This is a genomic window from Streptomyces sp. NPDC005302 (assembly GCF_040607345.1).
Lineage (GTDB): Bacteria > Actinomycetota > Actinomycetes > Streptomycetales > Streptomycetaceae > Streptomyces.
Window position 1 is genome coordinate 123,474 of record NZ_JBEXGN010000013.1, and the last position, 12,058, is coordinate 135,531.

General features: G+C 70.0%; 10 protein-coding genes and 1 pseudogene. 7 read left to right on the plus strand and 4 right to left on the minus strand.

The annotated features are described in order from the left end of the window. Positions 1-95 precede the first annotated feature (95 nt). The gene (locus ABZT74_RS20840; RefSeq protein ID WP_356436905.1) at positions 96-1,388 is read left to right on the plus strand and encodes an FG-GAP-like repeat-containing protein; all 1,293 of its coding nucleotides are present in this window, start codon (positions 96-98) and stop codon (positions 1,386-1,388) included. Positions 1,389-1,584: 196 nt separating this feature from the next. On the opposite strand, the gene ABZT74_RS20845 is transcribed toward ABZT74_RS20840, so the two are convergent. Together ABZT74_RS20845 and ABZT74_RS20850 are read right to left on the minus strand one after the other, a co-directional pair. Beyond that, complete coding sequence (locus tag ABZT74_RS20845; protein ID WP_356436908.1) at positions 1,585-2,934, minus strand: PQQ-binding-like beta-propeller repeat protein; 1,350 nt, start codon at positions 2,932-2,934, stop codon at positions 1,585-1,587. Continuing rightward, positions 2,931-3,482, minus strand: a pseudogene (locus tag ABZT74_RS20850) (SigE family RNA polymerase sigma factor). The gene ABZT74_RS20845 and the pseudogene ABZT74_RS20850 overlap by 4 nt, the downstream one beginning before the upstream one ends. A 323-nt stretch (positions 3,483-3,805) precedes the next feature. On the opposite strand from ABZT74_RS20850, the gene ABZT74_RS20855 reads away from it, so the two are divergent. Then, positions 3,806-4,273: a DUF6083 domain-containing protein gene (locus tag ABZT74_RS20855; RefSeq protein ID WP_356436911.1), complete on the plus strand. Its 468-nt coding sequence runs from the start codon at positions 3,806-3,808 to the stop codon at positions 4,271-4,273. Positions 4,274-4,297: 24 nt separating this feature from the next. Here the strand turns inward: ABZT74_RS20855 and ABZT74_RS20860 are convergent, their stop codons facing one another. Beyond that, entirely contained in the window at positions 4,298-5,140 is an 843-nt protein-coding gene (locus tag ABZT74_RS20860) for a hypothetical protein (RefSeq protein ID WP_356436914.1), read from the minus strand. A gap of 104 nt (positions 5,141-5,244) precedes the next feature. Then, entirely contained in the window at positions 5,245-6,462 is a 1,218-nt protein-coding gene (locus tag ABZT74_RS20865; protein WP_356436917.1) for a glycosyltransferase family 4 protein, read from the minus strand. Positions 6,463-6,904: 442 nt separating this feature from the next. On the opposite strand from ABZT74_RS20865, the gene ABZT74_RS20870 reads away from it, so the two are divergent. The 5 genes from ABZT74_RS20870 (at position 6,905) to ABZT74_RS20890 (ending at position 12,024) form a co-directional block, all read left to right on the plus strand. Further along, a complete protein-coding gene (locus tag ABZT74_RS20870) occupies positions 6,905-7,849 on the plus strand; it encodes an ATP-binding cassette domain-containing protein (RefSeq protein WP_356436920.1) in 945 nt (314 codons plus the stop codon). Continuing rightward, positions 7,846-8,691: an ABC transporter permease gene (locus tag ABZT74_RS20875; protein ID WP_356436923.1), complete on the plus strand. Its 846-nt coding sequence runs from the start codon at positions 7,846-7,848 to the stop codon at positions 8,689-8,691. The genes ABZT74_RS20870 and ABZT74_RS20875 overlap by 4 nt, the downstream gene beginning before the upstream one ends. Before the next feature lie 55 nt (positions 8,692-8,746). Further along, positions 8,747-10,006 carry a histidine kinase gene (locus ABZT74_RS20880; RefSeq protein ID WP_356437095.1) on the plus strand — a complete coding sequence of 420 codons (1,260 nt, stop codon included), beginning with the start codon at positions 8,747-8,749 and terminating at the stop codon, positions 10,004-10,006. Beyond that, entirely contained in the window at positions 10,003-10,671 is a 669-nt protein-coding gene (locus tag ABZT74_RS20885; RefSeq protein WP_356436926.1) for a response regulator transcription factor, read from the plus strand. Before ABZT74_RS20880 ends, ABZT74_RS20885 begins: the two co-directional genes overlap by 4 nt. A 279-nt stretch (positions 10,672-10,950) precedes the next feature. Further along, positions 10,951-12,024 (plus strand): sodium-dependent transporter, encoded by a 1,074-nt coding sequence (locus ABZT74_RS20890; protein ID WP_356436929.1) that lies wholly within the window; start codon positions 10,951-10,953, stop codon positions 12,022-12,024. Positions 12,025-12,058: the final 34 nt, after the last annotated feature.

Genomic DNA, 12,058 nt, shown 5'->3' on the forward strand with positions numbered 1-12,058 from the left:
GCTCGACCGTGCGCCGTTCTCTTACCATCGCAGTCGCTGTCGCGGCGCTCGTCACGGGTGCCGTGTGCGCCGCAGGACCGGCGGGAGCTGCCCCCGTGGCGCCTGCACCGGTCACGGACTTCAACGCCGACGGGTACGCCGACATCGCGGTCGCGGCGCCCGGTGGCACCGTTGGCGGTAAGGACGACGCCGGGTACGTCACCGTCCTGTACGGATCCATCGGCGGTGTCGACACCAAGCGCCCCCAGGTCATCAGCCGGGCCTCCGCGGGCATACCCGGTGACGCGGTGAACTACGACTCCTTCGGCCGCGTGAGCGCCGCCCGTGACTTCGACGGTGACGGGTACACCGATCTCGTCGTCGGATCGGAGAACGGGCCCACGATCATCCTGTGGGGCTCCCCCACGGGTCTGAAGGACTCCGTGGCACTCTCGCTCCCCCCGCACAACGGACCCCTGGCTGCCGGTGACATCAACGGTGACGGGCACGCGGACCTGGTGGTCGGCACCGGTCTGGTGGGCGTGGAGTTCGGCCCGATCTCCCGGACAGGAACATCGTCGGGCCGCACGATCGTCCCCTTCGAGGACACGGACGACTCGCGCTACGACTTCATCGTGGGCGACGTGACCGGTGACGGAGCCGACGACATCCTCACCACCCACGGCTTCGAGGACATGGGACACGGCACCCGCCTCTGGAAGGGCGGCAAGGACGGCTCCGTCACCCGTGTCCCGGGAGCCATCACCCCGTCCTCGGAGGGAGTGGTCGCCGACTTCGACCGCGACGGCTTCGGTGACTTCGCCACCTTCAAGTTCGGCACGAGCCAGGAGGACATCACCATCCGTCCCGGCACGGTCGAGATCCGCTTCGGCTCGCCCTCCGGCCTCTCCACACGGACGACGACCATCACGCAGAACACTCCGGGAGTGCCCGGCGTCAACGAGACCGGGGACGAGTTCGGCCTCGCACTGGCCGCGGGCGACGTCACCGGCGACGGCTACCCGGATCTCGCCGTCGGTGTGCCCGGGGAGGACATCGGCAGCACCGACTCGGCGGGAAGCGTCGTGCTCCTCAAGGGTGGACCCAAGGGTCCCACCGGCAGCGGAGCCCTCGCGTTCTCCCAGTCCACGACCGGCGTCCCCGGTGCCTCGGAGCAGGGCGACCGTTTCGGTGAGGAGGTGCAGCTCGCCGACGTCAACGACAACAACCGCGCGGACCTGATCGTCTCCGCCCCGTGGGAGGACGCCCCGAAGGTCGACTCCGGCGCCGCCTGGGTCCTGCGCGGCTCGAAGAACGGCCCGGTCACCGGCAACATCGCGACCTTCAACCCCGCCGGCCTCGGCACGCCGCAAGAAGACGCCCACTTCGGCTCCTCCTTCAGCCACTGAGACCCCTATGACTCCCGCAGCGGAGTGAAGTCGTGTCCGAGTGCGGTTGTGTGGCTGGCCCTGTCCCCTGCCCGGAGGATGTCGGTGGTGTCAACGACCTGTGCAGGCGAGACATGTCCGACGCCCGCAGCACTCTCACGGCGCCGGCGCGTCGGGCCGGGGCAAGGACAGTCGCTCCGGCCCGACGCACCTGAGGTCAGCCGCCGGTCCGCGGCAGCAAGGAGACGATCCTGCTGTCGACCCGAGCGATCAACGCGTCCTCGTAGAGCAGGATCTGCGGTGTGCTGCTGAAGCCGGGTCCCTGCTTGCCGGTGTCGACGTGGGTGCGCCAGACCTGCTTGCCCGTGCGCAGATCGAGGCCCGACAGGTCGCCGGACGGGCCGAGGAAGTACACGACGCCCTGACTCGCCGACACCACGGGTGAGGCGATCCCCGTCATCGTGTCCTTGCTGGGCATCTTGACTCCCACCGGGCTGCTCCACAGGGTCCTGCCCGTGGTCAGCGAGTAGGCCGAGGCCTTGCCGCTCCAGGACACGGAGATCAGCCGATCGCCCACGACGTCCGAGTTGGCCAACGATCCCTTGATCGGATGAGGGTGCGTGCTCTGCTTCCCCGAGCCGGTGACCGTGGTGAGCTGAACGTTCTTGCCGGCCGGGTCCTGCGCGCCGAGGAGGACCAGCCGGTTGCCCGAGGTCCCCATGAGCTGCTGCCTCCCGGGAACCGTCGTGACCTTCCGGGCGACTCCCGTGGCGGAGTCGAGACGGAAGACGTCGGTGTCATGCGGCTTCTCGGTGTCCGGGGTGCACAGGAGGTAGGGCGATCCGTCCAGTACGCCTCTCTGGCAGACGATTCCCTTGCCCCACGTGTGCCGCCACTTCTCCTTGCCGGTCAACGGATCGAGGGCCGACATCGTGCGCAGCGACGGGGTGTTGGCGAGGACCGCGCCGTCGATCAGCATGGCGGCCTGGTCCGTACGGTCGTCCTGCGGCATCCGGACCTTCCACAGCACCTTTCCGTCGGCGGTGTTGACCGCCATCAGATCGGTACCGCCCATGTAGTCCCCGCTCGGCAGGTTGTCCGCGGTGTGGTTGCGGTAGGCGTAGACCACGCCGTCGCGCATGGCGAAGGGGTGGTCGATCCCACCGCCCTCACGGTTGACCTTGACGGTCCAGAGCCGCGCTCCGGTGTTGGCGTCGAACTTGGCGGCGTCGTACTTGGACCCACTGCAGTACAGAGACGCCCCGTCGACCATGCAGCCTCGCTCGCCGGCGCCCGTCGCGGCGGTGTGCCAAGGCTTCCAGCCGTGCGGCGACACGGCGGGCCTCACCGGCCGGTCCGAGTCGCCCGTGCCACCGCCTCCGATACCGAACACCGCCCCCACGGCGATCGCGGTCACCGCCACCGCCGCGCCCGCACCCTGGGAGAAGCGGCGTCGGCTTCGCCGCCGCAGCCCCTTCTCGACCAGATCGCCGGGCGCCCGCACTTGGTCCACGGCGACCGCGTGCAACGTCTCGCGGACCTTCTGCTCCACCTGCTCCGTCGTCATCCCTGGATCCCCTTCGCAACGTAGCTGAGCGCGCCGGCCTGTTCCGCGTGTCCTTCGGGCGCGAGCTCGGGGACAAGGGCCCTGAGCTTGGCGAGTGAGCGGTGCGCCGTGCTGCGCACGGTGCCGACCGGGCAGCGCAGGAGTGCCGCGACCTCGGCTTCCGGCAGGTCTTCGAAATAGCGCAGGACGAGCACGGCCCGCTGTCGCTTCGACAGGCGGCCGAGCGCCTCCCACAGCACGATGCGCAGCGCGGAGTCCGACTCCGCGTCCATCTCCGCGCCGGAGTCGGGCGGTACCGGCACCGTCGTCTCGGCACGGTGCCGGCGAAGCCGCCAGCGGCTCACCTGCTGGCGGTACAGGACCTGTCTGACTTACGCCTCGGGCTGTTCGATGTGCGTCCAGCGCCCGTATGCCTTCATCAGCGCGATCTGCAGCAGATCCTCGGCGGCATGCCGGTCCCCGCCCGTGAGCAGCACCGCGAGCCGCAGCAGCGCGGTGGAGCGCATCGCTACGAACTCCCGGAACTCGTCGTGATTCGACGCCTTCATCGGCCCTCCCCTTCTTGGCATCCCTCACGACGCGATGAGCGGCCCTCGGCTATCCCTGATCAAGAAATCACATGCTTCCGCCGGGGCGACGGGGTGGGCCGGAGTGCTGTGACGGGCAGTGAGACCTTGCCGAGCCCCGGGGACCGCCGCCGCTGGTTCGCGGCGGCGGGCTGGGCGAGCTCGGGATCGATGCACGGGGGTGAGTACTGGTCTGATGCCGAAGGGGCGCCTGTGCACCGATTGGCGTTGTGAAGTGCGACTTCGCCGAACAAGGCCGAAAGACGCCCTTCTTCCCTGGTGTACCGGGCACTCACACTCGGAAAATGGCGGTTCTCAACAGTGTCGGTCTGCCTGAGTTCCTGTTGTGCTCCTCGCACGGGCCCGACGTTCATGAGAGGGGACGGATCATTCGCCTGTCCGCCGAACTCTGCGACAGGTGCTGGAACAAGGTCGCCAACGAGCTTGCCCTGAACGAGGGCGCCACGGCAGCACCGGAATCCAAGTTCGACCCGGATGACGTGGAATGGATCGAGCCTCGTAGGTGCCGGCACTGCGGGGCGCCGGTGCGTTGCCACCAGACCAACTACGACCGCTGGGTCGAGCTGGCCACGTTCGAGCTACCCGCCAAGAAGGTCCCTCCCGCGCACCGTTGGCGTTTGATGCGCCCAAGGGCGGCGAACACCCCGATCGCGGTGGCGACAGTGGCCGTCAGGATCGGAGCCATCGATCCCACGCCCGGCGAACCCGTCGTTCCCGCCCACGAGTTCGTTTGCCTGGGGAACGAAGCGTGACCGTCGGTTCGGCACGGGCGGAACTCAGCTCGCTCGGCGTACGACGGCTCCGTCCCGCGTCTCCAGCACGTCCTTGCGGGTCACCGCGAGGTACACGACCATGCCGAGGATGACGGACAGGAACAGCACGCTGGTCACCACGGTGCCGAGGCCGAGGCCTCCATCGCCGGTCGGCTGCGACAGGTAGTCCCCCATCGAGGCGCCGAGCGGCCGGGTGAGGACGTACGCGATCCAGAAGCTCCAGACAGCGTTCAGCCCCAGGGTGAAGTGGGCCAGTGCCACGGCGCCGATGGCCAGGGCGAACAGGAGCGCGGAGATCCAGTATCCGAGGTTCATGCGCTCGGCGACGAGGTCGCCCGCCGCCGTTCCCAGGGCGAAGGTGAACAGGACCGCGAGCCAGTAGTAGGCCTCACGGCCGGTGGTGTCGATGCTGTGGATCGACAGCGTTCCCTCGCGCCGGTACCAGACGACGAAGACGACCGCGAGGGCCAGCGCGAAGACCGTGGTGCTGGTCTCCAGCGGGACGCCCAGGTTGTCGGTGAGGTTGTCGCTGATCAGCGTTCCGACGACGCTGATGAGGGCCACGGCCAGCCAGTACACCCCGGCGCTGTAGGCCTTCGTACGGAACTGGACCACCAGAACGGCCGCCAGCAACGCGCTCATCAGGAGGGATACTCCTGTGAGGCCCAGGCCCGCCTTCTCGTTGAGGAGGTCGGCCGCGGTCTCGCCGACCGTCGTGCACAGCACCTTGATGATCCAGAAGTACGCGGTGACTTCGGGCACCTTGTTCCAGCGCAGCCGGGGTGCTCGCCGGGTGTCGCCGGCGCTCCGCTCGGCCTCTGGTGTCTCTGAGATTTCGTAGGTCATGAAGGCCACCGTGCCAGCGGTCACCTGAACGCATCCTGACTGCCGCGCGGGGGGGGCATCCTCGTCGCGCACCTGCCGGGCCCGGACCCCGTGAGGCGGCGGTCTCAGCGACGGAGCAGGCGCAGAGCCCGGCCCGCGCGGCCTCGCCACACAGCCTGTCCGCGCTGCCAGGCGCGGGCCCGGCGGGTGACGGCGAGACCGGTGAAGAGCTCGTCGTAGGTGAGCGACAGCGCGGCGGGATCGAAGCGGCGGGCCGAGGTCAGGGCCGCCGCACCCATGCGGGTTCGGGCCGCCGGGTCGGCTATCAGGTCCAGCAGTGCGGCGGCGAGGGCGCGTTCGTCGTTCATCGGGACGAGCAGGCCGTCGACGCCGTCCTGGATGATCTCAGCCGGGCCGAGGGGACAGTCGGTGGCGACCACCGGCACCCCGCAGCGCATCGCCTCGACCAGGGTCATGCCGAAGGACTCGGCGTCCGAGGCGCTGGCGACGATGGACGCCTGGGTGAACGCCGTCTCGATCGGTGACACGACACCCATCAGCGTCGCCCGGCCGCCCAGGTCCCGGTCGTCGATCAGCCGTTGCAGTCGTTCGCGGTCGGCGCCTGTGCCGTAGAGGCGCAGACTCCAGTCCGGATGCTTGACGGCGACCGTCGAGAACGCCTCGATGAGCAGGTCGAACCTCTTGGCACGCACCAGCCGGCCGGCCGCGGCGATGACCTTGGGCGTGCCGTCCGTGCGCGGGACGTCGGGTTCGGGAACTCCGTTGGGTATGGCGAGGATCCGCACCCCGGGCAGACGCATCTTCGACCGGTAGACGGCGGCGTCCGCCTCGGTCGTGGTGACCACGGCGTCCAGGGCGCGGTAGTGGCGCGCCAGCTGGGCTCGCAGCTTCTTGTTGTGGGTGTCGTGGGTGAGGTGTTCCTGGGCGATCCGCAGGGCGCGAGGTGAGCCGAAGCGGGACAGGTAGACGTTGATGCCGGGGCGGGTGCCGATGACGACGTCCGCGTCGCAGCCGCGCAGGTACTCCTCGGCCCGACGGTCGGTGAGGCGGCTGTACTGCTTGTACCGTCCCTCGGCGGCCGGGAAGACATCGGCGGGCTGCTGGTACAGCGGGTCCCTCGTGTCGGCCGCGTCCGGGCGGATGTCGACCAGGGGCACGACGGTGATCCGGGGGTCGATCGCGAACCGGGGGCGCGTGCGGTGCCGCAGCATGGAGACGACGGTCACCTCGTGCCGGTCCGCCAGAGCGCCGGCGAGGTTGAGGGTGGTGCGGATGGTTCCGCCGATCCCGTAGACGTTGTGGATCAGGAACGTGATCTTCATAGGGATTCTCTCTGCGTTTCACGGGATCTACGGTGACGGTGGCCGAGGCGCGTCCGCATCCGTGGGAGTCCGGCCCCGGCCGCCGACGCGGTCACTCGGGGCGGCGGCCCTGCTTCTGCCTGAAGACGGCCGCCGTCCTCCGACCCTGCCCGCGCGTGCCTGAACGCTTCCTGAACGCGTGGCCGCTCTCCGGAAACGCGCGTCGGGGTTCCGCGGCACACACCGGTCAGCGCGGAGGGGAGCCGACAGCGCGGCCGCGGCCTGCCGCCGCCCTCACCTGGCCGGTGGCTGGTCCCGGCCGCCGGATTCCCTAGTACCGCGGTACCGCTCGGCGCTGGCGGTTCGGGCCCGCGGTACCACCGAACTGCGCGAATCGGACCTTAGCGTGGTCGGTGAGGCGTCGGATGCGACGAACGCCAGGAGTCCGAGAGGAAGGGCGCGAATGATCGACGCACACCAGCTGACCAAGAGGTACGGCGAGAAGACAGCCGTCGACCATCTGGACTTCGTCGTCAAGCCCGGGACCGTGACCGGCTTCCTCGGTCCCAACGGCGCCGGCAAGTCGACGACCATGCGGATGATCGTCGGACTGGACGCCCCCACGGGCGGCTCGGTCAAGGTGAACGGCAGCCACTACGCCCAGCACCGGGCTCCGCTCCAGGAGGTCGGTGCCCTCCTGGAGGCGAAGTCGATCCATCCGGGCCGTTCGGCCCACAACCATCTGAGGGCGCTCGCGCTGACCCACGGAATCCCTCGCCGCCGCGTCGACGAGGTCATCGAACTCGCCGGCCTGGGCACGGTGGCGAAGAAGCGCGCCGGAGCGTTCTCATTGGGCATGGGCCAGCGGCTCGGTATCGCCGCCGCCCTGCTCGGCGACCCGCAGACGATCATGCTGGACGAGCCGGTCAACGGCCTCGACCCCGAGGGCGTGCTGTGGATCCGCAACCTGCTCACCACGCTCGCGGGCGAGGGCAGAACCGTGTTCGTGTCGTCCCACCTCATGAGTGAGATGGCCCTGGTCGCGGACCACCTCATCATCGTCGGACGCGGCCGGCTGCTGGCCGACACCTCGGTGAGCGAACTCATTCGCGACGCCGGAGGCGACACCGTCAAGGTCGTCACGCAGGACCCGTCGCGGCTGCGGGACGTGCTGGCGGGTCCGGGTGTGGACATCACCGGTCGCATCGGCTCCGAGGAGCTTCAGGTCACCGGCCTCAGCGCCCGCGACATCGGGCTGACGGCTGCCGAGCACGGCATTCCGCTGTTCGAGCTGAGCCCTCGGGCGGTTTCACTGGAGGAGGCGTTCATGGAACTGACCAAAGAGTCCGTGGAATACCACGGGTCCACGGGAGCCGACATGCTCGCGTCCCTCGGGGGGCCGGCATGAGCACCTTCACCGAGACGACGGAGACGCCCAGAAGCGCTCCTCCCGTCGCCCGTCCGGCGTACCGGGTCACGGGGCGGCGCGTCCTGTCCTCCGAGTGGGCCAAGCTGTGGTCACTGCGCTCTACGTGGATCACGCTCGGCCTCGGCCTGCTGTTCCTCGTCGCGTTCGGGCTGATCGCGTCGAGCCGCTACAAGTCCGGAATCGGGTCCGCTCACATGGATCCGGACTTCGCCGATTCGACGGCGGTGAGCCTCTCCCTGTTCGGCACCAACTTCGCCCAGTTGGCGCTCGGCGTCCTGGGTGTGCTGGTCACGGCGGGCGAGTACTCCACCGGCATGATCCGTTCGACACTGGCGGCCGTGCCGCGCAGGCTTCCCGTGCTGTGGTCGAAGGCCGCCGTGTTCGGGCTCGTCGCCCTGCTGGTCGCCACGGTCGGCGGGTTCGTCGCCTTCCTGATCGGCAGCGGGATCGTCTCGGGCACGCCCGCGGCCATGGGGCTCTCCCACCCGGGAGTTCTGCGGAGCCTGCTGGGCGCGGGGCTCTACCTCGGCCTGGTCGGCGTGATCGGTACGGCGTTGGGCGCGCTGCTGCGCTCGGTGGCGGGCGGCATCTCCGTGCTCGTCGCGGCCCTGATGCTGATTCCGGGACTGATCTCCCTGCTCCCCAGCTCCTGGCGGGACGACATCGGCCCCTACCTGCCGAGCAACGCGGGCGAGTCGATGTTCGCCCTGACCCACGACAGCACCGCCCTGTCACCGACGGCCGGTCTGGTGGTCTTCCTCGGCTGGACCGCGCTCGCGCTCGCCGGCGCGGCGTACCGCCTGGTGCGCAGCGACGTCTGACGCCCGGCACCATAGGCAGGTGAGCAGCGTGGCAGACATCGACGAACTCGGCGGGATGGGACCGCTGACCGCCCGGCTCTCCCGGGGCGGTCAGCGGTTGCGTGAGGCCGACCGCGCGCACCCGTGGGTGCTGGACACCGCGGTCGTGCTGCTGGTCTTCCTCCTGTTCTGTCTGCCCGACCTGCTGCACGCCGACGGGGACGGTGACGGCGACGGACCGCGGCGGTTCCGTCTGGCGTTCATGTCCCTCCCGACAGCGGGTGCGCTGGCCCTCCAGGCGGGGCTGGTGCTGCCCTTGCTGTGGCGCCGCCGCAGGCCGCTGGAGGCCTTCGGGGTCATCGTCACGGTGTTCGTCGTCCAGTGGGCGCTGGGTGCGGCGCTGCGCGCGGACGTCGCTCTCTTCATCGCCGTGTACAGCCTGGCGCTGCACGGTCGGCTGCGCCAACTGCCGTGGGCCTGCGGGGTCATGGCGGTGGCGATGGTGCTGGTGGCCGTGCGCGTCAGGTCGGTGGTGTCCGTCTGGGACGCGCTGTTCTTCCTGCTGAGCACGGCCACCGCGGCCGTGACCCTCGGGCTGATGGTGCGGATCCGCAGGGCCCAGCTCGCGGGCCTCCGGGAGCGGGCGGCGCGACTGGAGATCGAACGTGATCAGCGCAGCAGACTGGCAGCCGCGGGAGAACGGGCCCGGGTGGCGCGCGAGATGCACGACATCGTCGGACACAACCTGTCCGTCATGATCACTCTCGCGGACGCGGGCGCGTACGCCTCGGACGCGGCTCCCGAGCGGGGCAAGGAGGCGCTGCTGCTCATCGGCGACACGGGGCGGACCGCGCTCGGAGAGCTCCGGAGGGTGCTCGGTGTGCTGCGTGACGCGGGCGAGGGCACGTCCGAGGCTCTTCAACTGCGCCCGCAGCCCGGCGTCGCCGAGATCGACGAGCTGTGCGAGTCGGTGCGCGCGGCCGGTCTCGAGGTCGTCTACCGGACGGTTGGCGACACGGACGCCATGGACAAAGGGGTGCAGCTGACCGCCTACCGTATCGTCCAGGAAGCCCTGACGAACGTGCTGAAGCACGCCGGAACGGGCACCCGTGTCGACCTGTCCCTGATGGTCCGGGACACCTGGCTGGTCGTCCGGGTCGAGGACAACGGCTCGGCGGAGCACATCGCGACGCCGGACGACGAGGGACACGGGCTGGCGGGCATGCGCGAACGCGTGGCGCTCTACGGAGGCACGGTCGACGCCGGGCCGGCGAGCGACGGAGGATGGACAGTGGAAGCGACCCTCGACCTGACACCCCAGGGCGGTGCCCGGTGACCACCGTGCTCATCGTGGACGACCAGCCGCTTCAGCGCTTCGGCTTCCGTATGCTGCTCGACTCGGTCGCCGAGACCGAGGTGATCGGCGAGGCCGCCAACGGCACGGAAGCCGTGCGCAGGGCAGCCGAGTTGCGGCCCGACGTGGTGCTGATGGACGTCCGTATGCCCGGCATGGACGGCATCGAGGCAACCCGCCGCGTCGTGGCGTCCGGTGGACGCTCCCGTGTCCTCGTGCTGACCACGTTCGACCTGGACGAGTACGTTCACGCCGCCCTGCGGGCCGGAGCCAGCGGATTCCTCCTGAAGGACGCGCGCCCCGAGGAACTCCTGGCCGGCATCCGCGCTGTCGCCGCCGGTGACGCCGTGATCGCCCCGGCTCTGACGCGCCGTCTCCTGGACGAGTTCACCCAGCACCTGCCCTCGGGCAACAGCAGCTCCGACCAGGCACGGAAGCTCGCTTCTCTGACCGAACGGGAACGGGAGATCCTCGTGGCCATCGGCAAGGGGTGGAGCAACGGCGAGATCGCGACGAACTTCGTCCTGTCGGAGTCCACGGTCAAGACGCACGTCGGCCGCGTCCTCGCCAAGATCGAGGTCCGCGACCGGATCCAGGCGGTGATCTTCGCGTACGACCTGGGCCTCGCGCGGCCGAATCCGGGCTGAGACGGGACGGTCTCCCGGCGGTTCCGGACGTCGCCTCGAAGACCGTCCGGAGGGGCCGCCCGACGTGGGGACTCGGCCTGGGGCGCTCGTGAACCGGGGCCAAATCCTGTGGCGGCTTCGCTCGTGACGACGTCAGCGTGTTCCTGAACGCAGCCTGACCGCCGGTGGCGTCTTCGGCCCCGGCGCGCGCTGACCGGACAGCATGAGCCCATGCACACCTCGCGGCCACGCATGGCGGACCTCCGTCCCGCCCCGATCTCTTGACGGAGGAAGACTCCTTTGCCCCCTCCGATCGCCGTACGCCGCACCACCGACCGTCCCCTCACGGAACGAGCCGCGACCTGGCTGCGCGCCCGGCTCGGCCGCGCTGTCGTTCTCGCCTACGTCGCCGCGCTGCTCGTACCTCGGCCCGGGGTGTGGCTCGGTGAACCGCATCCCCTGCCCACGGCACACCTGACGCTGAACATGGGGCCGTTGCTCCTCTGTCTCGTGCTGTTCTCCGCCGGGCTCCAGGTACCTCCGCGCGCCCTCGGCCACCTGGTGCGGCGGCCGAGGGTTCTGGTCGCGGGGCTCGCTCTGCACCTCACGATTCCGCTGGCGGTCGTCCCCTTCGTCGCCCACCTGCTGCGGTACACGCCCGACTCCGACGGCGGCAGCGGCCTGCTCACCGCGATGATCCTCACGGTGGCGATGCCCGTCGCCGCCGGAGCGACCGTGTGGACCGACAAAGGCGACGGCGATCAGTCGGCCATGGTGGGCCTTGTCCTGCTCTCCACGCTTGCCAGTCCGCTCACCACGCCATTCCTCCTCAGGACGTTGACGCCTCTGCTCAGCGGTGGATACCCCCATGCGCTCGCCGCCTCCGACCGTGTGGCACAGGGCGGTTTCGCGCTCACCTCGGTCGTGCTGCCCTGCGTCGTCGGCCTGGTCGGCTCACTCGTCCTGCCTGCGCGGTGGCACCGCCGCGTCCTCGGGACGGTCGTGCCCGCCGCGCTGGCCGGTTCACTGGCGCTGACCTACGTCAACGCCAGTGGCGCGCTCAGTTCTGTCCTCGCCCGACCCCGTCCGCTGCTGATCGCCGCCTCCCTCGGCGTGGCCGCCCTGATCTGCGGGCTCTCGTTCGCACTGGGGCGGATCGCGGCGCGGGGCCTACGGCTCGAGGCGGGCATGGCCTCGTCGCTGACGCTCGCCTGCGGCATGAACAACAGCAGCGCGAGCGCGGTCCTGATCACGACGTCGCTGCCGGGGAAGCCGCACCTCCTGCTGCCGGTCCTCGCCTACGGGCTGCTGCAGAAGACGGCGGCGAGCCGGATCGTCGCCCGGTCTCAACCCGTCCGGGCCCTCCGGCCGTGAGCGCACCGCCGTGCTGAAGCAGCGACTCCCCGGC